Source organism: Nocardia sp. CA-136227 (assembly GCF_050955695.1).
Classification (GTDB): Bacteria; Actinomycetota; Actinomycetes; order Mycobacteriales; family Mycobacteriaceae; genus Nocardia.
In genome coordinates this window covers 7,261,714-7,284,834 of sequence record NZ_CP192081.1, presented here as the reverse complement: position 1 = coordinate 7,284,834, position 23,121 = coordinate 7,261,714, and the positions used below count along the sequence as shown (strand labels likewise).

21 protein-coding genes are annotated in these 23,121 nt (G+C 69.1%); 13 read left to right on the top strand and 8 right to left on the bottom strand.

The annotated features are described in order from the left end of the window. Positions 1–53: 53 nt before the first annotated feature. The 3 genes from ACQP06_RS33735 to ACQP06_RS33725 all read left to right on the top strand — a co-directional run bounded on the left by ACQP06_RS33735 (position 54) and on the right by ACQP06_RS33725 (position 3,157). Complete coding sequence (locus ACQP06_RS33735; protein ID WP_379274670.1) at positions 54–998, top strand: ABC transporter ATP-binding protein; 945 nt, start codon at positions 54–56, stop codon at positions 996–998. After that, positions 998–1,816 (top strand): ABC transporter permease, encoded by an 819-nt coding sequence (locus tag ACQP06_RS33730; RefSeq protein ID WP_357094460.1) that lies wholly within the window; start codon positions 998–1,000, stop codon positions 1,814–1,816. The genes ACQP06_RS33735 and ACQP06_RS33730 overlap by 1 nt, the downstream gene beginning before the upstream one ends. A gap of 603 nt (positions 1,817–2,419) precedes the next feature. Next, a complete protein-coding gene (locus tag ACQP06_RS33725) occupies positions 2,420–3,157 on the top strand; it encodes an adenylate/guanylate cyclase domain-containing protein (protein ID WP_433673508.1) in 738 nt (245 codons plus the stop codon). Here ACQP06_RS33725 and ACQP06_RS33720 read toward each other — a convergent pair whose 3' ends face one another. Next, complete coding sequence (locus ACQP06_RS33720) at positions 3,158–3,316, bottom strand: hypothetical protein (RefSeq protein ID WP_357094463.1); 159 nt, start codon at positions 3,314–3,316, stop codon at positions 3,158–3,160. 168 nt (positions 3,317–3,484) lie between these two features. Between ACQP06_RS33720 and ACQP06_RS33715 the strand changes: the two genes are divergently transcribed. The 7 genes from ACQP06_RS33715 to ACQP06_RS33685 all read left to right on the top strand — a co-directional run bounded on the left by ACQP06_RS33715 (position 3,485) and on the right by ACQP06_RS33685 (position 12,610). Further along, positions 3,485–5,200, top strand: a complete 1,716-nt coding sequence (locus tag ACQP06_RS33715; protein WP_433669039.1) for an acyclic terpene utilization AtuA family protein — start codon at positions 3,485–3,487, stop codon at positions 5,198–5,200. 5 nt (positions 5,201–5,205) lie between these two features. Beyond that, positions 5,206–6,354, top strand: a complete 1,149-nt coding sequence (locus ACQP06_RS33710) for an acyl-CoA dehydrogenase family protein (RefSeq protein WP_433673507.1) — start codon at positions 5,206–5,208, stop codon at positions 6,352–6,354. Continuing rightward, the gene (locus ACQP06_RS33705) at positions 6,351–7,955 is read left to right on the top strand and encodes an acyl-CoA carboxylase subunit beta (RefSeq protein ID WP_433669037.1); all 1,605 of its coding nucleotides are present in this window, start codon (positions 6,351–6,353) and stop codon (positions 7,953–7,955) included. The genes ACQP06_RS33710 and ACQP06_RS33705 overlap by 4 nt, the downstream gene beginning before the upstream one ends. A gap of 8 nt (positions 7,956–7,963) precedes the next feature. Further along, the gene (locus ACQP06_RS33700; protein WP_433669036.1) at positions 7,964–9,952 is read left to right on the top strand and encodes an acetyl/propionyl/methylcrotonyl-CoA carboxylase subunit alpha; all 1,989 of its coding nucleotides are present in this window, start codon (positions 7,964–7,966) and stop codon (positions 9,950–9,952) included. Positions 9,953–9,955: 3 nt separating this feature from the next. Further along, positions 9,956–11,119 carry an acyl-CoA dehydrogenase family protein gene (locus ACQP06_RS33695; protein ID WP_433669034.1) on the top strand — a complete coding sequence of 388 codons (1,164 nt, stop codon included), beginning with the start codon at positions 9,956–9,958 and terminating at the stop codon, positions 11,117–11,119. A gap of 84 nt (positions 11,120–11,203) precedes the next feature. Beyond that, on the top strand, positions 11,204–11,992 hold the full coding sequence (locus ACQP06_RS33690) for an enoyl-CoA hydratase family protein (protein WP_433669032.1): 789 nt from the start codon (positions 11,204–11,206) through the stop codon (positions 11,990–11,992). Between the two features lie 6 nt (positions 11,993–11,998). Beyond that, a complete protein-coding gene (locus ACQP06_RS33685) occupies positions 11,999–12,610 on the top strand; it encodes a TetR/AcrR family transcriptional regulator (RefSeq protein WP_404205072.1) in 612 nt (203 codons plus the stop codon). 37 nt (positions 12,611–12,647) lie between these two features. On the opposite strand, the gene ACQP06_RS33680 is transcribed toward ACQP06_RS33685, so the two are convergent. Next, the gene (locus ACQP06_RS33680) at positions 12,648–12,935 is read right to left on the bottom strand and encodes a hypothetical protein (RefSeq protein ID WP_433669031.1); all 288 of its coding nucleotides are present in this window, start codon (positions 12,933–12,935) and stop codon (positions 12,648–12,650) included. Between the two features lie 130 nt (positions 12,936–13,065). Here ACQP06_RS33680 and ACQP06_RS33675 point away from each other — a divergent pair, with 130 nt between their 5' ends. Next, entirely contained in the window at positions 13,066–13,929 is an 864-nt protein-coding gene (locus ACQP06_RS33675) for an alpha/beta fold hydrolase (RefSeq protein ID WP_433669029.1), read from the top strand. A 24-nt stretch (positions 13,930–13,953) separates the two neighbouring features. Here ACQP06_RS33675 and ACQP06_RS33670 read toward each other — a convergent pair whose 3' ends face one another. The 5 genes from ACQP06_RS33670 to thiD form a co-directional block, all read right to left on the bottom strand. After that, positions 13,954–14,646, bottom strand: a complete 693-nt coding sequence (locus ACQP06_RS33670; protein ID WP_433669027.1) for a hypothetical protein — start codon at positions 14,644–14,646, stop codon at positions 13,954–13,956. Positions 14,647–14,720: 74 nt separating this feature from the next. After that, positions 14,721–14,873, bottom strand: a complete 153-nt coding sequence (locus tag ACQP06_RS33665; RefSeq protein ID WP_433669025.1) for a hypothetical protein — start codon at positions 14,871–14,873, stop codon at positions 14,721–14,723. Between the two features lie 115 nt (positions 14,874–14,988). Continuing rightward, positions 14,989–17,079: a glycosyltransferase family 39 protein gene (locus ACQP06_RS33660; RefSeq protein ID WP_433669024.1), complete on the bottom strand. Its 2,091-nt coding sequence runs from the start codon at positions 17,077–17,079 to the stop codon at positions 14,989–14,991. A gap of 154 nt (positions 17,080–17,233) precedes the next feature. Continuing rightward, positions 17,234–18,478: a glycosyltransferase gene (locus ACQP06_RS33655; RefSeq protein WP_357094506.1), complete on the bottom strand. Its 1,245-nt coding sequence runs from the start codon at positions 18,476–18,478 to the stop codon at positions 17,234–17,236. A gap of 86 nt (positions 18,479–18,564) precedes the next feature. Continuing rightward, positions 18,565–19,407: a bifunctional hydroxymethylpyrimidine kinase/phosphomethylpyrimidine kinase gene (thiD, locus tag ACQP06_RS33650; protein WP_433669021.1), complete on the bottom strand. Its 843-nt coding sequence runs from the start codon at positions 19,405–19,407 to the stop codon at positions 18,565–18,567. A gap of 190 nt (positions 19,408–19,597) precedes the next feature. Here thiD and ACQP06_RS33645 point away from each other — a divergent pair, with 190 nt between their 5' ends. Beyond that, the gene (locus ACQP06_RS33645) at positions 19,598–21,073 is read left to right on the top strand and encodes an Ig-like domain repeat protein (protein WP_433669019.1); all 1,476 of its coding nucleotides are present in this window, start codon (positions 19,598–19,600) and stop codon (positions 21,071–21,073) included. Between the two features lie 121 nt (positions 21,074–21,194). Next, positions 21,195–22,343: a GTP-binding protein gene (locus ACQP06_RS33640; protein WP_433669018.1), complete on the top strand. Its 1,149-nt coding sequence runs from the start codon at positions 21,195–21,197 to the stop codon at positions 22,341–22,343. Positions 22,344–22,348: 5 nt separating this feature from the next. Here ACQP06_RS33640 and ACQP06_RS33635 read toward each other — a convergent pair whose 3' ends face one another. After that, on the bottom strand, positions 22,349–22,972 hold the full coding sequence (locus ACQP06_RS33635; protein WP_433669016.1) for an NAD(P)-dependent oxidoreductase: 624 nt from the start codon (positions 22,970–22,972) through the stop codon (positions 22,349–22,351). Positions 22,973–23,121: the final 149 nt, after the last annotated feature.

Genomic DNA, 23,121 nt, shown 5'->3' with positions numbered 1-23,121 from the left:
GCGCGACCTTTTAGCGATAGTGCGCGCTCACTACATGGGGAAGACTGGGCAGCATGATCGAACTGAGAGGCCTGACCAAACATTACGGCCAGACCGTCGCGGTGTCGGATCTGTCGTTCACGGTCCGTCCGGGGCAGGTGACCGGCTTTCTCGGCCCGAACGGGGCGGGCAAGTCGACCACCATGCGCATGATCCTGGGGTTGGACACCCCGACCTCCGGGACCGCGCTCATCGACGGCAAGCCGTACCACGACCTGAAACGTCCCCTCGACACCGTCGGCGCGCTGCTGGACGCGAAGTGGGTGCACCCCAATCGTTCCGCGCGCTCGCATCTGCGCTGGCTGGCCGCGTCCAATGACATTCCGCAGTCCCGGGTGGAGGAGGTGCTGCGCCTGGTCGGCCTCAACGAGGTGGCCGGGAAGAGCGCGGGCGGCTTCTCGCTGGGCATGTCGCAGCGGCTGGGCCTGGCGGGCGCGCTGCTCGGCGACCCGCAGGTGCTGCTGTTCGACGAGCCGGTGAACGGCCTGGATCCGGAGGGCATCCTCTGGATCCGCCGTTTCATGCAGCGGCTGGCGTCGGAGGGCCGCACCGTGCTGGTGTCGAGTCACCTGCTCTCCGAGATGGCGCAGACCGCTGAGCATCTCGTCGTGATCGGCCGCGGGCGGTTGATCTCCGACACCTCCACCAAGGATTTCATCGAGAAGGCGTCGGAACAGTCTGTGCGCGTGCGCAGTCCGCAGCTGGATCAGCTGCGCAGCCTGCTCACCTCGAACGGCATGACGGTGCGCGAGGACGGCGCGGAGGCCGACGGCCCGGCGCTGATGGTGGCGGGTGTGACCAGTGACGCGGTCGGAAAGCTGGCCGGGGCCAATGACATCACGCTCTACGAGCTGTCCCCGCAGCGCGCGTCGCTGGAGGAGGCGTTCATGCGCATGACCGGTGGTGCGGTGCAGTACCACGGCGAAGGCTTCGATCAGGTGATGGGAGGTGGCCTCTGATGGGAGTGCTCACCGCGGAACGAATCAAGCTGACCTCGACCAAGTCGCCGGTGTGGTGCACGGTGCTGCTGGCGGTGTTCGCGCTGGGGATCGCCGCCCTGTTCAGCCTGGCGTTGAACGCGTCGTGGCGGGTGTTCCAGGATCAACTGGCCGAGGGCAAGATGCACCCCTCGGACGCCCCGTACGCGGAGAACTCGATCGCGGGCCTGGGTATCACGGGTCTGGCGCAGGGTATGCCGGGCTTCGGCTACCTGATGGTGATGATCCTGGCGGCGCTGGCGGTCACCAGTGAGTACCGCTTCGGCACCATCAAGACGACCTTCCTGGCGACCCCGAGCCGGACCACCGTGCTGCTCACCAAAGCGGGCCTGATTGGTGTTGCTATGGGTTTGCTGAGTTTGGTGCTGACCTTCCTCGGCTTCTTCATCTTCAAGGCCATGGTCACCCACGACGCGGGCGCTCACCTCAGCCTCACCAGTGGTGACCTGCGGGTCTTCTACGCCGTCCCGATCTTCATCCTGCTCATCGTCTTCCTGGCGGTGGGTGTCGGCACCCTGATCCGGCAGTCGGCGGGCGCGCTCTCGCTACTGATCGTGTGGCCGGTGATCCTGGAGCCGATGGTCGGCGCGTTCGGCAAGGTGGGCCGCGAAATCCAGGTGCTGCTGCCCTTCCAGAACGCGGGCCTGTTCCTCGGAACCGTGGACGAGAAATCCGAGTATTGGCATTGGGGTCCTTGGGGTGGTCTCATCTACTTTGCGGCCTTCGTCGCAGTCGTGTTCGGAGCCGCGCTCTTCGTGGTGAACAAACGCGATGCCTGACTCGTATTACGAGTGATATAGACCCTGCCCGGGGAGCCGCCGGCCACTGCCCGGCACGGCGGCGCGCATCGGCCCGATACGGATTCCGTATCGGGCCGATGTCATTCGGCGGGGTGGTTCATACCGGGTCGAAAGTGTGGTCCAGCTAACGTTTGATTCGAGCCGTGGTGGTGTGGCGCGTTGTGCTGGACGGTCGGTAGCATCGGTCTAGCAACCAAAACACTCAAACCTTCGGCGGGTCCAACGATGTGGCCGCTAGCACCGATCGGGAGGTGTCCGGTGGCAATCGTTAATCCATCCCATGACGGAGCGCTGGGATACGCTCTGGGCGTGAGCGAACGACCCTCCGACGGCGGAGACCGCGCCAAAGACGCGAACCGCACGGACGGACTGGGGACCGATCGCAACCGCTCGCGAGACGCGGGCGGAAACCGGGGGCGCGACCAACCGCGTATCGACCCGGATGTGGTCATCCCGCTGATCCCCGCAGAACTCTCCGAGGACCCGGAGGACCCGGACGAGCTCGATGGGCAGCCGCGCCGCCGCGGCCGCTTCCCGGGCCAGCTCTCGGCCCTCGTCAATGCCGCCAATCAGCGCGGCGACATCATCGGCGCCATCCGTAAGGCGCGCGAGAACCTGCCCGGTGACCCGGGTTTCGGCGATCCGCTCTCGGTCTCCGGGCCGGGCGGGGTGCGCGCGGTGGCCCGCGCGGCGGACAAGCTGGTCGGCGATTCGCCCAGTGCCGCACGCGAATTGGGGCTGGGTGCGCTGCAGGTGTGGCAGGCCATGCTGGAGCGGGTCGGCAAGGGCCGCGGCAGCGACGAGATCACCATCATGTTCACCGACCTGGTGGCCTTCTCCAGTTGGTCGCTGGCGGCGGGCGACGAGGTGACCCTGGACCTGTTGCGCCGGGTGGCCAAGGCCATCGAGCCGCCGATCGTGGATCGGGGCGGTCAGGTGGTCAAGCGCATGGGTGACGGTGTGATGGCCGTCTTCCCGTCCGCGGACCGGGCCGTCCGAGCCGCTGTCGCGGCCAAGGAGAACCTGTCGGCCGTGTCGGTGGACGGCTACCGCCCGCAGATGCGCCTGGGCCTGCACACCGGCAGCCCCCGCGAGATCGGCGGCGACTGGCTCGGCATCGACGTGAACATCGCGGCTCGCGTCATGGAGGCGGGTGGCAACGGCAACACCATGCTCTCGGGTGTCACCCTGGACGCCCTGAAGCCGGAGACCCTGGAAGAACTCGGCCTGGGCGTGAAGCCCTACCGCCGCAGCTTCTTCGCAGCCCCGCTCAGCGGCGTCCCCGAAGACCTGCGCATTTTCCGCCTCGAAGCGGAATAACTAGTTCGCCATCCACAGGATCGCGCCCACTGCTGCGAGCACGCCACAGACGGCGAGTGCCACGGCCAGTGGGCGCGAGGTCTTGAACAGCGAGTACGCGCCGCCGAAGAGGAATCCGGCGAGGGCGAGCAGGATGAGCGCGCTGACGTCTGTGGACACCCGTTCAGTCTGCCTGACGGTTGCCGGCGCCCCGGTACCCGGCCCTGACCTGGCCTTTCCGCAAATAACAAGCACGCGGGCTTGATTTTTTCTGTTCCTGATGTGACCCTGTAACCGACCGCAGCACCGAGGCTGCGCCGGCTTCGGGCGCACACAGGGAGGCCCTCCATGAGTCAGCTCGCCGACACTCCGGATCTCATCCGGATCGGCAACTGTTCCGGGTTCTACGGCGATCGCATGAGCGCCATGCGGGAGATGCTCGAGGGCGGTCAGCTCGACGTGCTCACCGGCGACTATCTGGCCGAGCTCACCATGCTCATCCTGGGTCGCGACCGCATGAAGGACGCGAACCTGGGCTACGCCAAAACCTTTGTGCGGCAACTGGAGGACAGCCTCGGGCTGGCCCTGGAGTCGGGCGTCAAGATCGTCGCCAACGCGGGCGGCCTCAACCCGGCGGGCCTGGCCCAGCGGGTGCGCGAGGTCGCCGAAAAGCTCGGTCTCGCACCGAAGGTCGCGTACGTGACCGGTGACGACCTGCTCGCCCGCGCCGGTGAACTGGGCCTGGGCGCACCGTTGACCGCCAACGCCTACCTGGGCGCGTGGGGCATCGCCGAATGCCTGACCGCGGGCGCGGACATCGTGGTGACCGGCCGGGTCACCGACGCCTCCGTGGTGGTCGGCCCGGCGGCTGCGCACTTCGGCTGGGCCCGAACCGATTACGATGCCCTGGCCGGTGCGGTGGTGGCGGGTCACGTCATCGAGTGCAGCACCCAGGCCACCGGCGGCAATTTCGCCTTCTTCACCGAGATCGCGGATCTGGGCCGCCCCGGCTTCCCGATCGCCGAGGTGCGCCGCGACGGCAGCAGCGTCATCACCAAGCACGAGGGCACCGGCGGCGCGGTCACCGTGGACACGGTGAAGGCGCAGCTCATGTACGAGATCCAGAGCGCGCGCTACGCGGGCCCGGACGTCACCACCCGCCTGGACAGCATCCAGGTGAGCCAGGAGGCCCCGGATCGGGTGCTGATCAGCGGCGTGACCGGTGAGGCCCCGCCGCCGCAAACCAAGGTGTCCACCAATACCATCGGCGGCTTCCGCAACGAAATGCAGTTCATCCTCACCGGTTTGGACATCGAGGCCAAGGCCGCGCTGGCGCAGCGTCAGCTGGAGTCGTGGCTGACGGTGCGTCCCGCCGAACTGGACTGGACGCTGGCGCGGCTGGACCGCCCCGACGCCGACACCGAGGAGCAGGCCAGCGCGCTGCTGCGCTGCGTGGTCCGCGACCCCGACCCCAACAAGGTGGGGCGCGCGTTCTCCAGTGTCGCGGTGGAATTGGCGCTGGCCAGCTTCCCCGGCTTCTCGCTGACGGCCCCGCCCGGCAATGGCGGTCCGTACGGCGTGTTCACGCCGGGATACGTGGATTCCAAGGAGATCCCGCACACCGCCGTGCTGGCCGATGGCTCCGAGGTGGCGATCGCGCCCGCCGGGGAGACCCTGGAACTGGACGTGGTCACGGAACCCGAACTGCCGCAGCCGCTTCCATCCGGCGCCACCACCCGCGCCCCGCTGGGCGCCATCGCTCTCGCCCGCAGCGGCGACAAGGGCGGCAACGCGAATATCGGCGTCTGGGTGCGCACCGACGAGCAGTGGCGCTGGCTGGTCCACACCCTGACCGTCGAGGAGCTGCGCCGCCTGCTGCCCGAGACCGCCGACCTGCCGGTCACCCGGCACGTGCTGCCGAACCTGCGGGCGCTGAACTTCATCGTCGAGGGCCTGCTCGGCGAGGGCGTGGCCTATCAGGCCCGCTTCGACCCTCAGGCCAAGGGGCTCGGGGAATGGCTGCGAGCCCGGCACATCGAGATTCCCGTGGAGCTGCTGCCATGAGTTACGTGAGTCCCTGGAACACCCCGGAGCGCCGCGAATTGCGCGCCACCGTCCGTGGTTTCGCCGAGCGCGAGGTGCTGCCCTACCTGGACGGCTGGGAGCGCGACGGCGAGATCCCGCGGGAGCTGCACAAGAAGGCGGGCGCGCTGGGCCTGCTGGGCATCCAGTTCCCCGAGTCCGCGGGCGGTTCCGGCGGTGACGCCATCGACGCCGCCATCGTGGCCGAGGAAATGCACTACGTGGGCTGCTCGGGCGGCCTGTTCGCATCCCTGTTCACCTGCGGTATCGCGGTGCCGCACATCATCGCCTCCGGCAATGCCGAGCACATCGAGCGCTGGGTGAGGCCGACGCTGGTGGGGGAGAAGATCGGCTCGCTGGCCATCACCGAGCCGGGCGGCGGCTCCGATGTCGGGCATCTGCGCACCGCCGCGGTGCGCGACGGCGACGACTACATCGTGAACGGCTCCAAGACCTTCATCACCTCCGGTGTGCGCGCCGACTACGTGGTGACCGCGGTCCGCACCGGCGGTCCGGGCGCGGCGGGTGTGTCGCTGCTGGCGGTGGAGAAGGGCACGCCCGGTTTCACGGTCAGCCGCAAGCTGGAGAAGATGGGCTGGCTGGCGTCCGACACCGCCGAGCTCTCGTATGTCGACGTGCGGGTGCCGGCCTCGAACCTGGTGGGCCCGGAGAACAGCGGATTCGCCCAGATCGCCTCGGCTTTCGTGAGCGAGCGGGTGGGCCTGGCCGTGCAGGCGTACGGTCACGCGCAGCGCTGCCTGGACCTGACCCTGCAGTGGACCCGCGATCGGGAGACCTTCGGCCGCCCGCTGATCAGCCGCCAGGCGGTGCAGAACACGCTGTCGGAGATGGCCCGCCGCATCGACGTGGCCCGGGTCTACACCCACGTGCTGGCCGAACGCGCCGCACAGGGCGAGACCGATCTGATCGCGGAGGTCTGCTTCGCCAAAAACACCGCGGTGGAGACCGCCGAATGGGTTGCCCACCAGGCGGTCCAGCTGTTCGGCGGGCTCGGCTACATGCGCGAGTCCGAGGTCGAGCGGCACTACCGCGATGTCCGCATCCTCGGTATCGGCGGCGGCACCAATGAGATTCTGACCAGCCTCGCGGCCAAGCGATTGGGGTTCCAGTCTTGAGTATTCTGCGCAGCACCGTCGACCCGAATTCGGCGGACTATCAGGCCGCGGCCGAGGCGATGAGCACCAAGCTCGCCGAGGTCGAGGTCGAGTACGCCAAGAACATCGCGGGCGGCGGCCCGGACAAGATGGCGCGGCATCGCAAGCGCGGCAAGCTGACCGCGCGCGAGCGCATCGAACTGCTCATCGACGAGGATTCGCCGTTCCTGGAGCTGGCCCCGCTGGCCGCCTGGGGCAGTGACTTCCATGTCGGCGCGAGCGTGATCGCGGGCATCGGCATCGTCGAGGGCGTCGAATGCATGATCGTCGCGCCCGACCCGACGGTGCGCGGCGGCACCTCGAATCCGTGGACGCTGCGCAAGACGCTGCGGATGAACGACATCGCGCTGGAGAACCGCCTGCCCTGCATCAGCCTGGTGGAATCAGGCGGCGCGGATCTGCCGACGCAGAAAGAGGTCTTCGTTCCGGGCGGGCGCATGTTCCGCGACCTGACCCGGCTGTCCGCGGCCGGAATCCCGACCGTCGCACTGGTTTTCGGCAATTCGACGGCCGGTGGCGCGTACATCCCCGGCATGTCGGATTACACGGTCATGATCAAGGAGCGCTCCAAGGTGTTCCTGGGCGGTCCGCCGCTGGTGAAGATGGCCACCGGTGAGGAGTCCGACGACGAATCGCTGGGCGGCGCCGAAATGCACGCCCGCGTCTCCGGTCTGGCGGACTACCTCGCCGTCGACGAGCAGGACGCGATCCGGCTGGGCCGCTCCATCGTCAAACGCCTGAACTGGGAGAAGAAGGGGCCGGCGGCCCGCCCGCTCACCGAGGTGATCGAGCCGCTGTACGACCAGGAGGAGTTGCTCGGCATCGTGCCGGGCGACCTCAAGATCCCGTTCGACCCGCGCGAGGTCATCGCCCGCGTGGTGGACGGCTCGGACTTCGACGAGTTCAAGCCGCTCTACGGTTCCAGCCTGGTGACCGGCTGGGCCGAACTGCACGGCTATCCGGTCGGCATTCTCGCCAACGCGCGCGGCGTGCTGTTCTCGGAGGAAGCGCAGAAGGCGACCCAGTTCATCCAGCTGGCCAACCAGTCGAACACGCCACTGCTGTTCCTGCACAACACCACCGGCTACATGGTCGGCAAGGAGTACGAGCAGAAGGGCATCATCAAGCACGGCGCGATGATGATCAACGCGGTCTCGAACTCCAAGGTCCCGCACATCTCGCTGCTCATGGGCGCGTCCTACGGCGCGGGCCACTACGGCATGTGTGGCCGCGCCTACGACCCGCGCTTCGTCTTCGCCTGGCCCAGTGCGAAATCCGCCGTCATGGGCGGTGCCCAGCTGGCGGGCGTCATCTCCATCGTGGGCCGGGCGGCGAACGAGGCGCGCGGCATCCCGTTCAACGAGGAGCAGGACGCCGGGCTGCGCGCCATGATCGAGGCGCAGATCGAGGCCGAATCGCTGCCCATGTTCATGTCGGGCCGCCTCTACGACGACGGCGTCATCGACCCCCGCGACACCCGCACGGTGTTGGGAATGGCCTTGTCCGCCATTCACAATGCCCCGATCAAGGGCGCCGAGGGCTTCGGCGTCTTCCGGATGTGAGGCCACACATGGAGATCACGAACGTTCTGGTCGCCAATCGTGGCGAGATCGCGCGGCGCGTGTTCGCGACGTGCCGCAGGATGGGTATCGCTACCACGGCGGTCTACTCGGATGCGGACGCCAACGCGCCGCACGTCGCCGAGGCGGACGCGGCAATCCGCCTGCCCGGCAACACTCCTGGCGAGACCTACCTGCGCAGTGAGCTGATCATCGAGGCCGCGCTGGCCGCCGGCGCCGACGCCATCCACCCCGGCTACGGATTCCTGTCCGAGAACGCCGAATTCGCGAAGGCCGTGCAGGCCGCCGGGCTGACCTGGATCGGCCCGCCGGTCGCGGCCATCGAGCAGATGGGCTCCAAGGTCGAGTCCAAGAAGATGATGGACGCCGCCGGGGTCCCGGTGCTGAAGCAGCTGGACCCGGCCGAGGTCACCGCGGACATGCTGCCCGTGCTGATCAAGGCATCCGCCGGTGGTGGCGGTCGCGGCATGCGCGTGGTGCGCGATGTGGCCGAGCTGAACGATCAGATCGAGGCCGCGCAGCGGGAAGCCCAGTCCGCCTTCGGCGATCCGACCGTCTTCTGTGAGCGCTACCTCGAGACCGGCCGCCATATCGAGGTGCAGGTCATGGCCGACACCCACGGCACCGTGTGGGCGGTCGGCGAGCGCGAGTGCTCGATCCAGCGCCGCCACCAGAAGGTCGTCGAAGAGGCCCCGTCCCCGCTGGTCGAGAAGATCGACGGGATGCGGGCGCGGCTGTTCGAGGCGGCCCGGCTGGCGTCGGAGGCCATCGGGTACGAGGGCGCGGGCACCGTGGAATTCCTCGCCGATGAGAAGGGCGACTGCTTCTTCCTGGAGATGAACACCCGTCTTCAGGTGGAGCATCCGGTCACCGAGCAGGTCACCGGCCTGGACCTGGTGCGCCTCCAGTTGCAGGTGGCCGCCGGTCGCCCGCTGCCCACGCGGCAGCCGGAGATGCGCGGCCACTCCATCGAGGTGCGGCTCTACGCCGAGGACCCGGCCCACGACTGGCAGCCGCAGTCCGGCCCGGTGCACCGCCTCGACATCCCCGGCACCCTGGGCGAATTCACCGTGCTGACCGAGCCGGGCGTGCGCCTGGACACCGGCGTCGTGGACGGCTCGGTGGTGGGCGTGCACTACGACCCCATGCTGTCGAAGGTCATCTCCTTCGCCGAGACCCGCGACGAGGCCGCGCATCTGCTGGCTTCGGCCTTGCAGCGGGCCAAGATCCACGGCCTGGTCACCAACCGCGATCTGCTGGTGCGGGTGCTGCGGCATCCGGCGTTCCTGGCGGGCGACACCGACACCGCCTTCTTCGCCACCCACGATCTGGAGAAGCTGTCCGCGCCACTGGTTTCCGAGGCGGACGAGCAGCTCTCCATCGTGGCCGCCGCGCTCGCCGACGCCGCCGCCAACCGGCGCACGGCCCGGATCGGCGGCGGTCTGCCCAGCGGCTGGCGCAACCTGCCGTCGCAGGCGCAGTCCAAGCCCTACGAGTCCCGCCTGACCGGTCGCCACGACGTGCGCTACCGGATCACCCGGTCCGGTCTGGAGGTCGAGGGCCACGAGGGTCTCGAATTGCTGGAGGCCACACCGGATCTGGTGATCCTCCAGGTGCCCGGTGAGCGCGGCCCGGTGCGGCGCCGCTTCGAGGTCGCCCGCTACGGCGATCTGGTGACGGTGGATTCCCCGCTCGGCCCGGTGGCGGTGCGCCGCCTGCCGCGCTTCGAGGATCCGGCCGACCAGGTGGCCGAGGGCTCGCTACTGGCCCCGATGCCCGGCGCGGTCATCCGCCTGGGCGCGGCCGCGGGTGACCGGGTCGAGAAGGGGCAGCCGATCCTCTGGCTGGAGGCCATGAAGATGGAGCACACCATCGCCGCCCCCGCCGCGGGCGTGCTCATCGAATTGAACGTTTCCGCCGGCCAGCAGGTCGAAGTCGGCACGGTGCTCGCCGTCGTCCACAGCGAAGATCAGGAGTAGGCAATGGGTTTCATCGAGACCGACGAACAGAAGGCGCTGCGGGAGGCGGTGGCCAAGCTGGCCGCCAAGTACAACTTCCGCGACTACGCCGGGCCCAAGGCCCGCAAGGGCGAGCCGTTCGACGAGCTGTGGGACGAGGCCGGCAAGCTCGGCTTCCTGGGCGTGAACCTGCCCGAGGAGTACGGCGGCGGTGGCGCGGGCATCTACGAACTCGCGCTGGTCCAGGAGGAATTGGCGGCGCAGGGCTGCGGCCTGCTGCTCATGGTGGTCTCGCCCGCCATCTGCGGCACCATCATCACCAAGTACGGCACCGAGGCGCAGAAGCGGGAGTGGCTGACCAAGCTGGCCGACGGTAGCGGCAAGATGGTCTTCGGCATCACCGAGCCGGACGCGGGCTCCAACTCGCACAAGATCACCACCACCGCCCGCCGCGACGGCGAGGACTGGATCCTCAACGGCCGCAAGATCTTCATCTCCGGCGTGGACCAGGCCGAGGCCGTGCTCATCGTGGCTCGCACCGAGAACGCCAAGACCGGCAACCTGCAGCCCGCCCTGTTCATCGTCCCCACCGACACCCCCGGCTTCGTGAAGACGAAGCAGGAGATGGACATCATCGAGCCGGACAACCAGTTCACCCTGTTCCTCGACGACGTCCGGCTCCCGGCGACCGCGCTGGTCGGCCAGGAGGACGCGGCCATCGCGCAGCTGTTCGCGGGCCTGAACCCGGAGCGCATCATGGGCGCGGCCATGGCGGTCGGCATGGGCCGCTACGCCATCGACCGGGCGGTCTCCTACGCCAAGGAGCGCGCGGTGTGGAAGGGCGTGCCGATCGGTGCGCACCAGGGCATCTCGCATCCGCTGGCCCAGGTCAAGATCGAGCTCGAGCTGGCCAAGGTGATGATGCAGAAGGCGGCGTTCCTCTACGACGCCGGTGACGACTTCGGTGCCGCCGAGGCCGCCAATATGGCGAAATACGCTGCGGCCGAAGCCAGTATCAAGGCGCTCGACCAGGCCATCCAGACCCACGGCGGCTCCGGCCTGACCTCCGATGTGGGCCTGGCGGGCATGCTGGCCGCCTCCCGCATCGCGCGGGTGGCTCCGGTCAGCCGCGAGATGATCCTCAACTTCGTGTCCCAGCACTCGCTCGGTCTGCCGCGGTCGTACTGACCGCGGTGCCGGGTGGCGGTGTGCGCGCGGCCACCGCCACCCGGCTTCCAGTGTTCGAAAGCCACACAGCAGCAGGAGTATTCGATGACCGACCCAGCCGGCGCGGAGGCGCCGTTCGTCCGCTACGCGGTGAGCGACGGATTCGCGGTGCTGACCCTGGACTCCCCGCACAATCGCAATGCCCTGTCCTCGCGGCTGGTCACCGAACTGCTCGCGGGCCTGGAGCGCGCGGCCGCCGATGACGCGGTGCGCGGTGTCGTGCTCACCCACACCGGCAACACCTTCTGCGCCGGCGCGGACCTCAAGGAAGCCGTGGACGCCGACCCGGCGGCCGCCGCCGAGATCCGCACCCGCTGGATGATCTCGGTGCTGCGCGACATCCTGGCCATGCCGAAACCGGTGCTGGCGCAGGTGAACGGCAATGTCCGCGCGGGCGGCATGGGCATCATCGCCGCCTGCGACCTGGTGGTCGCGGGCCGCGACAGCAGCTTCGGCCTCACCGAGGTCCGGATCGGCCTGGCTCCGTTCATGATCTCCCTCACCCTGCTGCCCCGCATGTCCCCGCGCGCCGCCGCCCGCTACTTCTCCACCGGCGAGACCTTCGACGCCGCCGAGGCCGAACGCAACGGCCTCATCACCGTGGCCGCCGACGACCCCGCCGCCGAGGTGGCCCGCCTGCGCGCCGAACTCCGCAAGGGCTCCCCGCAGGGCCTGGCCGAGGCCAAGCGTCTGGTCAACACCGACCTGCTCGAGGTCTTCGACCTGCGGGCCGAGGAACTGGCCAAACGCTCCGCGAGCTACTTCGGCACCCCCGAGGTGATCGAGGGCATGACGGCCTTCCTGCAGCGCCGCCCACCGAGCTGGGCACAATAGGTCACCATGGCGACACCCCACGAACCCAAGCAGGACCGCAGCCGGGCCACCCGGCAGCGGCTGCTGGAGGCGACCATCGACTGCCTGTCCCAGATGGGCTGGGCGGCCGCCACGGTCGCCGTCGTCGCCGAACGCGCCGGGGTGTCCCGAGGCGCCGCCCAACACCACTTCCCCACCCGTGAAGACCTGATCACCGCCGCCCTCGAGTACATGTTCGAGACCCGCATGGCCCAAGCCAAGGCCGATGCCCTCGCGGTAGCGGAGGTAGCCGAGGGCGTAGCCCGCACCGAAGCCGTCGTCGCCGGCTTGGTCGAGTCCTACACGGCCCCCATCTTCAAAGCGGCGTTGCAAGTCTGGACCCACGCCGCCGCCGACCCGGTCCTCCGCGAACGCATCGTCCCCATGGAAGCCCGCTTCGGCCGCATCTCCCACCGCATGGCCATCGAAGCCCTGGGCGTGGACGACGCCGACCCGGTCACCCACCACCTGGTCCAGGCCACCCTCGACCTGGCCCGCGGCCTCGGCCTCGCCGACGTCCTGACCGACGACTCCCTGCGCCGCAAGGAAATCGTTCAGCAGTGGGCCGCCACCCTCCACACCGCCCTCAGCGCACGCTGACCCGCTCGCCGGTCAGCGTGCGCCGAAGGCCGCCGTTTCAGCCCGCGATCAGGTAGTTGTGGACCGGTTCGAAGGAGATCCGGGGCTCGCTGGTCACGCCCGCCTTCTGCAGGGCCGGGGCCAGTCTTTCGTTGGCGAAGCGCTGGAACTCCTCCGGAGAGCTCCAGACATCGGTGACCCGGACTCCATGGTCCGTGGTGGTCGCCCAATGGAATAGGCCGCCCGTAGCCATCGGGCCGCCTGGCGCGAATCCCAAGATCTCGAGAATCGAGTCGTACTCCTCGACCGTTGTGTCGTCGAGTTCGACGATCACGGCGACGGCCATGATGATCTCCTTTCGCGATAGCGGCCCGACGCGGGTGTCAGGCCCTGGGTCGAGCGTAGGGCCACACCGATGACTTTCCGGTCGATTCGTCGTCGGTACATCGGGGTGAACCGACAGACAGGAGTTCGGCATGGCGGAACCGATTCGAAGGGGCGTGACCTCGGTGCGGGCGAACGGTGTGGACCTCGGCGTCGAGAGCTTCGGCCGGGCCGATGATCCGCTCGTCCTGCTGGTCGGCAGCCCGACGATGCTGTCCTGGCCCGACGAGCTGTGCGCGCGGCTCGCCTCCGGCGGTCGGCACGTGGTCCGCTACGACCTGCGCGATTCCGGTGCGTCGGCGACCGCCGACCCGGAGAACCCGAACTATGACCTCCGAGACCTCGTCGCGGACGCGGCCGCGCTGGTCGAGGCGCTCGGCGCCGCGACCGCCCATCTCGCCGGAATCGGCGTAGGCGGCATGGTCGCCCAGGTCGCCGCACTGGACCACCTGGCCGTATTCACCGCACTGACCCTCGTCAACACCCGACCGGTCGCCCCGGGCCCGGTCGACGACGACCTACCCGACCACGACCCCGCCGTCATGGGCGCGCTGTTCTCCCGCCCCCAGCCGGACTGGACCGACCGCGACGCGGTCGCGGCGTTCGCCACCGCGGGAGCCGAGCTGATGAGCAACGACCCGGAAGCCGCGCGCACCACGGCAACCCGGATCTGGGACCGCACACCGTCCAACGATCCCGCGGTCCACCAGGCCAACCAACTCGGAATGGCCTTCGCCCGCATCGATTGCAGCCCGCGCTGGCGCTCCCGACTCGCCGAACTCGCCATACCCACGCTGGTCGTGCACGGCCGCGCCAACCCGTTCTTCCCGGTCGGCAACGGCGAGGCCCTCGCCGCTGAAATCCCTGGGGCGCGACTACTCGTCCTCGATGGCGTGGGTACCGCCCTGCCCGACAACGCATCCGACCGGATCGCCGCCGCGATGCTCCCCCTGTAACCGCCCGATCGGATCTATCCGGGCCTACCGACTGCTGCCGGTGCCGCTGAGCAGCAAAGGGATTCGGGCTGCCATGTCGACCGGGAGGTAGGTGGTGGCGCTGGTGGTCCAGGCCTGGCCGGATTGGGGGTCGTATCGAGTGGGCATGGCGATTCCGGCGGGGGCGTAGGCGCGGAGGCTGTTGTTGCGGGTGGTGTAGGTGGCGCGCCACAGGTGGTCTTTGAAGGCGATAACGCCTGCCACGTCGGTGGATTGGGTGGTGGCACGGAGCGCGGAGACCTTCTTGGCCACGCCGTCGGTGGACAGGTAGGTCAGTGTGCCGTCGGGCTGGCGGTCCGCCTCGATCGGAATGACGTCGGTCATGCCGTATTTGGTGCGGAGGACGTCGGCGATGACGGTTTGGGCGTAGACGGGGATGGCCCGGGTGCCTCGGGTGGCGATGACGGCATCGGCGAGGGCTTCGTTCACCGGGCCCGGTTCGCCTTCGGTGCGGGCGGGGTCGGCCCCGGCCGGGATGCGGTTCCCGAAGCTGTACGCGATCAAATAGGTGAACTGGTCGGCGGACGCGGTGGGGACCGGCCACAGATCACTGGAGCCGGACGCCGACCCGCTGGCCGAGCCGGATGCGGATGAGCCGGTGTCGGCCAGGGCGATCGGTGATTGGGCCAGGACGCTCACAGTGAGAGCTGCGGCAAGGGCGACCAGTGAGGACCTCATGCCCGCGGAACCTAGCAGCACCCATCCGACTCGCGGTTACTTCACCTGTGCCCGCCCACTCAGCGGGACGGGGGTCAGAAGCCGAAGATCTCTGCCAGGGTGATGGATTCGTCGTCCCAGCGGGATTCGATGATGGACCGGTCCGGGTCGGGGAGGAGGGGGTCCCAGCCGGCTCTGCGCCAGAAGGCTTCTCGGTGCTCATCGGGGAGGGGATGCGGGGTGCTCATGCGGGGTCCCTGAATCGTGACTGGCGTCACATAATTCTATCCAGCAGAGCTGAGCGCCTGGACCGGATCGGTCCAGGCGCTCAGTCCTTTTCGGGGGCGGGGGCAAGCCCGCCGGTCAGTTGGTTTTCGGGGCGGTGAGGTCGTAGAGGGTGATGCCGTCCACGTCCTCGGCGGTGAAGTGGTCCTTGACCCAGGCGGTGATCTGGGAGCTGGTGCCATTGCCGCCGCGTTCGCCGCCCATCTGGCTGCCCGCGATGAAGTAGTGGATGCGGCCCACCTGGACGTACTCCTGGAACTGGGCGAGGGTGGGAGAGGGGTCGCTGCCGTTGAAGCCGCCGATGGGCATGACCGGGAGTTCGGTCGCCAGCTGGAAGCCGGCTGCCGAGTTGGAGCTGACGGTCGCCGCCACCCAGGTGTAGTCGGAGCCGTCGGCCTTCAGGAGGGCGGTGACCTTGGCGCTCGGGCGGCTCGCCATCATCATGTTGCCCGCCGCGCCGCCGAATCCCTCAGGCCCGCCGGGGCTTCCGCCCGGTCCGCTGTTCGTGGAACCGCCGTGGTTCATGCCCGCGCCGTGCTGGCTGCCACCGGGCTGGCCGCCCGGAGCGCCGTTGCGCTGGCCGCCATTTCCGCCGGTGCCGGGCGCGAAGCCGTTCCCTTCGCCGAAGACGTTGCCGGGGAGCCCGTTGGGACGGCCGCCGCCGCGCGGTCCACCCGGACCCCAGCCGCCGCGGACCGCCGGACCGGCCGACGGCATCGGTCCCTGGTGTGCGGTGGTGATCCCGTCCACGGCGTACGCGGTAGGAGCCGCCAGACCGAGGATCACCGCGGCCGCCGCGACGGACAGACCGGCCTTGCGGGGCAGGCGGAGGAGCAGCAGCAGGGTGACGGCGATGCCGCCGACCAGGACCGTCCAGCGCAGCCACGGCAGGAAGGAGACGCTGCGGGACAGGATGATCCACGCGGTGGCGGTGGTCAGGGCCATGGCCGCGACCAGGGTCAGCCGCACCCAGAGCAGGTCGCGGCGCCGCCAGGCGAGCACCGAGCCCGCGCCGATCAGCGCGGCCACACCGGGGGCCAGCGCCACCGTGTAATACGGGTGGAAGATGCCCTTCATGAAGCTGAACACCAGTCCGGTGCCGACCAGCCAGCCGCCGAACAGGATGAGTGTGGCGCGCTGCGGGTCGGTGCGGGTCAGCTTGCCGCGCAGGACCATTCCCGCGACCAGCAGGACGAGCGCCGCCGGGATGAGCCAGGCGATCTGACCGGCCTGCTGCGGCTCGAACAGCCGTCCGATGCCGGGCGTGCCCCACATGCCGCCCCCGCCGCTCGGCATGTCGCCGCCGAAACCGCCGACGCTGCCGCGCTCCTCACCGTTCAACCGGCCCAGGCCGTTGTAGCCGAGGGTCAGTTCGATGATCGAATTGTGCTGCGAGCCACCGAAGTACGGCCGGTCCGCAGCGGGCCACAGCTCGGCGAGCAGCACCCACCAGCCCGCACCCGCCACCATGGCCGCGCCCGCCGCGAACAGCTGCGCGATCCGCTTGCCCAGCGCGGGCGGCCCGGCGATCAGGTAGGTCAGCGCCAGTGCGGGCACCACCAGCAGCACCTGCAATTGCTTGGCCAGGAAGCCCAATCCGATGAACGCGCCGGTGAGCACCAGCCAGCGCCAGCGCCCGTCGGCGACCGCGCGGGTCATGGCCCAGGCCGCGGCGAGCATGAGGAATACCAGCATGGCGTCGGGGTTGTTGAACCGGAACATGACGGCCGCGATGGGAGTGAGCGCGAGCACCAGTCCCGCCAGCAGTCCGGCGGCCGCCCCGAAGTTCCGGCGCACGATCGCCCACAACAGCGCCACCGACGCCACGCCGAGCAGCGCCTGCGGCAGCAGCATGCTCCAGCTGTGCAGCCCGAAGATCCGCACCGAGATCTCCATGGGCCACAGCGACAGCGGCGTCTTGTCCACGGTGATCGAGTTGGCCGCGTCGGAGGAGCCGAAGAAGAACGCCTTCCACGACACCGAACCCGCCTGCACGGCGGCCGAATAGAAGGAGTTGGCCCAGCCGTTGGCGGACAGGTTCCACAGGTAGGCGACGGCCGTGCCGACCAGCAGGGCGGCCAGGGCCAGATACTCCCGGCGGCTGCCGCGCGCGGCGGGCGGCTCGGCCGGGGGCGGGGCGACCCGGGTCTCGGTCAGTGTCGCGGTCATCGGTCGCCTCCTCGGCTGATTCGATCGGTCTGAGGATCGTCGGGGATGGTCCAGAAGGGCAGTTCGCCGTGTTCGGGGCGGTGACGGTGCGGGAAGTCGACAGCGGCGAGCCGGAAGCCGTCCGGAAGTCCTTGCCACGCACGAGAGAACGAGGTCAACGCGTCACCTCGGGCGTGGTGTGCTTCCCGGCATTGCGGAACACCCAGCGCAGTCCGACGAACCGCAGCAGCGTGGCGACCAGGTTGGCCACGACCAGCACCACCAGTTCCAGGTGGACCGCCGCGTCGGGAGCCCAATGGTGCAGGGCGAACAGCGAGCCGGAGGTCAACGCCAGTCCGACGCCGAAGATGGCCAGTCCCTGGAAGTGATGCGACACAGCCTGATTGGACCCGCGCACCCCGAACGTGAAGGCCCGGTTGGCGGCGGTATTGCCGACCGCGGTGATCAGCAGCGCCAGGAAGTTGGCGGCCTGCGCCCCCGTAATCCCTTGCAGCAGTACATAGAGCAGCAGATACGCCAGCGTCGAGGTGACGCCCACGATGCCGAACCGCACCAACTGCCCGACCATGCCCAGCGGCACGCCCTCGACCAGCGGTTCACGCCCGATGGCCGCCCGCAGTTCGTTGATCGGCAGCCGTCCGGTGGTGAGCGCGCGCCCGACCCGCCAGATGCCGAGCAGGTCCTTACGCGCGGTGTCGACGATGTCCACCCGCGAGTCCGGGTCGTCGATCCAGTCCACCGGCACCTCGTGGATGCGCAGCCCGATCTTCTCGGCCAGCACCAGCAGTTCGGTGTCGAAGAACCATTCGCCGTCCTCCACCAGCGGCAGCACCAGCTTGGCCACCTGGGAGCGCATGGCCTTGAACCCGCACTGCGCGTCGGAGAACTTGGCCTGCAGCGAGGTCCGCAGGATGAGGTTGTAGCAGCGGGAGATGATCTCGCGCTTGGGTCCGCGCACCACCCGGGACTGGGAGGCCAGCCGGGTGCCGATGGCCACGTCGGAGTGCCCGGACACCAGCGGCGCGACCAGCGGCAGCAGCGCGTTCAGGTCGGTGGAGAGGTCCACGTCCATGTAGGCGACGACCTGCGCGTCGGACGCCTGCCACACCTCGCGCAGCGCCCGGCCGCGGCCCTTGCGGTCCAGGTGCACCACGCGCACCCCGTCCAGCTGGGCGGCCAGCTGCCGTGCCACGGTGAGGGTGGAGTCGGTGGAGGCGTTGTCGGCGATGGTGATTCGCGCCGTGAACGGGAAGTTCAGGGTCAGGAAGGCGTGCAGCCGGCGCACGCACGGGCCGAGGTCGACCTCTTCGTTGTAGACGGGAACGACCACGTCCACGACGGGCGCGGTCACTGCTGCAGTGGGTTCCGCCGCCCGGACGGCGGTCACGGTGTCGTTCATGGTGACCAACCTCGATCACCAGACTCACATCAGCCTGCGGCCTGCCTGGGAGGTTCCTGGGAGCGGGATTCCGCCAACCGTCGAGCTCAGACGTGCAGCCGCCACAGCGGCGACACCGGTCCGTGCCCCGCGCCCAGGTCGTAGGAGGCTTCCAGGCAGCGGAAGGTCCACTCCTTGGCGAAGGCGACCGCGTCGGGCACCGAGTAGCCGTGGGCGAGCGCGCAGCAGATGGCCGCGGCCAGGGTGTCGCCGCCGCCGTGGTCGTTGCCGGTGGCGAGGCGCCGGGCCGGGAGTTCGTGGAAGGTGTCGCCGTCGAAGAGCAGGTCGGTGGACTGCTCGGAGGTGCGCAGGTGCCCGCCCTTGACGATCGCCCACCGCGGGCCGAGCGCGATCAGCGCCTCGGCGGCCTTGCGCGCCGACCGGTCGTCGACCACCTCGATGCCGGTGATGAGCCGGACCTCGTCCAGGTTCGGGGTGACCACGGTCGCCAGCGGAATCAGCGTGTGCCGCACCGCGTCCAGCGCCTCGGCGTGCAGCAGCGCGTCGCCGTGCATGGAGGCCGCGACCGGATCCACCACCAGCGGGATGCTGCCCTGCCGCCCGATCCCGACCTCGTGGCAGACCTCGGCGACCGCCTCGATGATGGCGGTGGAGGCCAGCATGCCGGTCTTGGCCGCGCCGATCCCGATGTCGCCGACCACGGTTCGCACCTGGTCGGCGACGATCTGCGGCGGGATCTCGTGGAACCCGCTGACGCCCAGGGTGTTCTGCACGGTCACCGCGGCGACGGCCACGCACGCGTGCACGCCGCACAGGGCCATGGTGCGGGAGTCGGCCTGGATGCCCGCGCCGCCACCGGAGTCGGTGCCCGCGATGGTGAGGGCGCGAACCGGGGTGGTGCCATTCGGGGCAAGCGGTAGGAACTGCACGTCACAGACCCTACCGATACCCGTGCGGACCTCGTCTTCCCGTCCTCCGCGGCCGGTTCCGGGCGGTCCGAAAATTCCTTCCGAATGAAATGATCAAAACTAAAACACGTTCTAGTCAGACCATGCATACTGGCGGCGTTTAGTTCGGATTGTCCGGTTCCGTCGATGTGACCGGGCGTAAGGAGTCCCTGTGAACCATTCGTCCAAGCGGCTCGCCGTCGTGCCCGTCACCGGCGCGGCCATGCTGGCCGGGGTGCTGCTCACCCCGGGTACCGCGAGCGCCGGTGACACCAGCTTCACCAGCTCGTGTCAGGCGAAGTCGATCATCACGGTCGACAAGTCCGTGGCCGCCACCATGAGCGTCACCGCGCCCGCCTCGGTCGCGGCGGGGGAAACCTTCACCTATCGCATCCAGCCCAACGCGTCCTCGTACCCGGACAAGGACTCCGGCGCGACCACCACCAACCTGTCGCGCATCAAGTACGACTACGCGATTCCCGACAACACGACCTTCGTCAGCGCGGCGATCGTGCCGGGCACCGCCGTCAATATCGACAATGTGGCCCCGAACGTGCTGCGCGTCAACGATTCCGGCGCCGTCGACAATGCCGGTGGCATCCTGCGGCTGTCGGGCAATAACGAGGTCGTCGGCAACAGCCCGACCAGCAGCACCAATTCCGAAGGCGGCATCCGTGCGCCGAAGCTGAAGAAGAACCTCGACGGCACCGCCAACGGGGCGGGCGAATCCTGGTACCGGCTGCCCGCCGTCGACGTCACCGTCACCGCCGTCGCGGCCGGTGTGATCACCCCGAAGGTGCGGACCGCGGGCAGCGCCGCCAGCTACGGCAACGACCAGAACTTCAGCACCTCGCTGGCCAAGGCCTCGCTGCTGGGTACCCAGTGGGCCCCGACCCGCTGCATTCCCAGTGACGACAAGAGCACCCTCAACGCCGGGGCGGGCCCGCTGGCCACCATCACCGTCACGCCGCCGGTCAGCACGGTCGTCGACACCACCACGACCATGAACATCCCGAGCACCGCGACCACCGGCCAGCCGGTCGACCTGTGGGCCACCGTGAACGGTCCGGGCAATACCCCCGCGACCGGCGGCACCGTGCAGTTCAAGGACGGCGGCGCGAATATCGGCGGCCCGATCGCTCTCGCCTCCGGCGGTGCGAAGCTGGCCTACACCTTCAATGCCGCTGGCGCGCACTCGATTTCGGCGGTGTACTCCGGCGCCGAGGGCTTCAACCCGTCGACCGGCGCTGCGACCACCGTCACGGTCAGCGATCCGGCTCCCGTCGAGCTGAACACCACGACCACCCTGACGGTTCCGGCCTCGGCCACCAAGGGCGACGCGGTGGCCTTCACCGCCGAGGTCAAGACCGAGGCCGGCGCGGCCGTCACCTCGGGCACCGTCCGATTCATGGACGGCGGCACGCCGATCGGTGACGCGGTGACCGTGGTCAACGGCAAGGCGACCCTGCAGTACACCGTCGGCCAGACCGGCAACCGGGTGATCACCGCGGTCTACACCGGCGGCACCGGGTACAAGGGCTCGACCTCGTCGCCCTCGACCCTGAACGTCAAGGACGCGACCACGCCCGGCGGGGGCGGCGGTTCCTTCGGGCTGCCCGGTCTGCCGACGGGCTCCCTGGGCAAGTGATCGAACGCTGATCTGATCTGATCGAACGCCGAACGCCCGGCCGGACTTGTTCCGGCCGGGCGTTTCGCCTTTTCCGGACACTGCGCGCAACCTGCAAATGAAAACCGTTACCATTAACGCTATGACTTCGAATCCGCAGACCCGGGCCCTGCCCGTGACCGTGCTGTCCGGCTTCCTCGGCGCGGGCAAGACGACCCTGCTCAACCACATCCTGGCCAATCGGGAGGGTCGCCGGGTGGCGGTCATCGTCAACGACATGAGCGAGGTGAACATCGACGCGGCCCTGGTCGCGGGCCAGGGGCATCTGGACCGGACCGAGGAGAAACTGGTCGAACTCACCAACGGCTGCATCTGCTGCACGCTGCGCGAGGACCTCATCGAATCGGTGGGAAAGCTCGCCCGCAAAGGGCGTTTCGATCAGCTGGTCATCGAATCCACCGGCATCTCCGAGCCCATGCCGGTGGCCGCCACCTTCGAGTGGGAGTTCGAGGACGGCTTCCGGCTCGGCGAGCTCGCCCGGCTGGACACCATGGTGACCGTCGTGGACTGCTCCACCTTCCTCGCCGAAGTCGTCAAGGGGCAGGCGCTGGCGGACCGGAATCTGGAGGCGGGGGAGGGAGATGCGCGCACCATCGCCGATCTGCTCATCGAACAGGTGGAGTTCGCGAATGTGCTGGTGCTCAACAAGACCGATCTGGTGAGCGCGAACGCGGTGGGCACGGTGGAGGCGACCGTGCGGCGCCTGAACCCGGGCGCGCGCATCGTGCGGTCCGCGCGCGGCGTGGTCGATCTCGCCGAGGTGCTCGACACCGGGCGCTACAACCCGGATCTGGCGGCCCAATTCGACGGCTGGACCGAGGAATTGGCGGGCGGGCACACCCCCGAGACCGAGGAGTACGGCATCGGCAGCCTCACCTTCACCGCCGATCGCCCCTTCCATCCGCAGCGTCTGGACGAGGCCCTCTCCCAGCTGGAACGGTTGCTGCGCAGTAAGGGCTTCTTCTGGCTGGCCAGCCGTCCGGACCTGGCGGCCATCTGGTCGCAGGCCGGTCCGAACCTGACCTTCGAGCCGGGTGCGCACTGGGACGCGCTGGATCTGGCTCCGGGGCAGGAGATCGTCTTCATCGGGGTGAAGCTCGACCGCCCGCATGTGCGGGACCTGCTGACGGCCGCGCTGCTCACCGACGCCGAGTGGGAGGCCGGGCCGCAGGCGTGGCTGCGGTACCCGGATCCCTTCCCGTCCTGGGGTGACATGCACGAGCACGCCTGACCTGATCAGTGCGAAATGCCCGGCGTGCGACGCACATACACGGTGTCGGTGAGCTGCTCGACCAGGAACCCGGCCACGTCGGCGCGCGAGATCTTCAGCTTCAGACCGGATTCCGTGCCCGGGAAGCCGCGGCGGTAGTCGCCGGTGGCCGGGCCGTCGGTGAAGGCGCTGGGCCGCACGATGGTCCAGTCCAGATCGCTGGCCAGCACGTACTCCTCCTGGCGCACGTGGTCGGCGAAGGCCGGGCGCAGCAGCATGCCGAACATGATGTACTTCCAGACGAAGTTCAGGTTGCCCGCGCTGTCGCCGACGCCGAGCGAGGACTGGCAGATCAGCCGCTTCACCCCGGTCCGGTTCATGGCCTCGATGACGTGGCGGGTGCCCTCGGCGCGCACCACACCCTTGCGGCCCGCGCCGAGCGCCACGATCACCGCGTCCTGTCCGATGACGGTGCGCTCGACCGCGGCCGGATCCAGGACGTCGCCGGTGACGACCCGCAGCCGCTCGTGGGTGACGGTCAGTTTGGCCGGGTCGCGGACCAGGACGGTGACCTGGTGCCCGGCCGCGAGGGCCTGGGTGACCGCGTGGCGGCCGACGGTTCCGGTGGCTCCGAAAAGGGCGATGTTCATGTCTCTCACCTCGGGTTATTCGTTGTTGCGAAGGTGAAATAAGTACATCAACGGAAGCCGCCGGGGAACATCGCCGCGCGTCTCGCGAACATGCGCGGGGGTCCAGACATGCGACGGGCCCGCAACCCTGGGGGTGCGGGCCCGTCGGA

Coding starts and splice junctions, on each gene's coding strand:
- ACQP06_RS33730 (WP_357094460.1), top strand. CDS start 998: ATGGGAGTGCTCACCGCGGAACGAATCAAGCTGACCTCGACCAAGTCG.
- ACQP06_RS33670 (WP_433669027.1), bottom strand. CDS start 14,646: ATGAGGTCCTCACTGGTCGCCCTTGCCGCAGCTCTCACTGTGAGCGTC.
- ACQP06_RS33695 (WP_433669034.1), top strand. CDS start 9,956: ATGGGTTTCATCGAGACCGACGAACAGAAGGCGCTGCGGGAGGCGGTG.
- ACQP06_RS33715 (WP_433669039.1), top strand. CDS start 3,485: ATGAGTCAGCTCGCCGACACTCCGGATCTCATCCGGATCGGCAACTGT.
- ACQP06_RS33700 (WP_433669036.1), top strand. CDS start 7,964: ATGGAGATCACGAACGTTCTGGTCGCCAATCGTGGCGAGATCGCGCGG.
- ACQP06_RS33640 (WP_433669018.1), top strand. CDS start 21,195: ATGACTTCGAATCCGCAGACCCGGGCCCTGCCCGTGACCGTGCTGTCC.
- ACQP06_RS33685 (WP_404205072.1), top strand. CDS start 11,999: ATGGCGACACCCCACGAACCCAAGCAGGACCGCAGCCGGGCCACCCGG.
- ACQP06_RS33735 (WP_379274670.1), top strand. CDS start 54: ATGATCGAACTGAGAGGCCTGACCAAACATTACGGCCAGACCGTCGCG.
- ACQP06_RS33680 (WP_433669031.1), bottom strand. CDS start 12,935: ATGGCCGTCGCCGTGATCGTCGAACTCGACGACACAACGGTCGAGGAG.
- ACQP06_RS33665 (WP_433669025.1), bottom strand. CDS start 14,873: ATGAGCACCCCGCATCCCCTCCCCGATGAGCACCGAGAAGCCTTCTGG.
- ACQP06_RS33635 (WP_433669016.1), bottom strand. CDS start 22,972: ATGAACATCGCCCTTTTCGGAGCCACCGGAACCGTCGGCCGCCACGCG.
- ACQP06_RS33655 (WP_357094506.1), bottom strand. CDS start 18,478: ATGAACGACACCGTGACCGCCGTCCGGGCGGCGGAACCCACTGCAGCA.
- ACQP06_RS33660 (WP_433669024.1), bottom strand. CDS start 17,079: ATGACCGCGACACTGACCGAGACCCGGGTCGCCCCGCCCCCGGCCGAG.
- ACQP06_RS33690 (WP_433669032.1), top strand. CDS start 11,204: ATGACCGACCCAGCCGGCGCGGAGGCGCCGTTCGTCCGCTACGCGGTG.
- ACQP06_RS33675 (WP_433669029.1), top strand. CDS start 13,066: ATGGCGGAACCGATTCGAAGGGGCGTGACCTCGGTGCGGGCGAACGGT.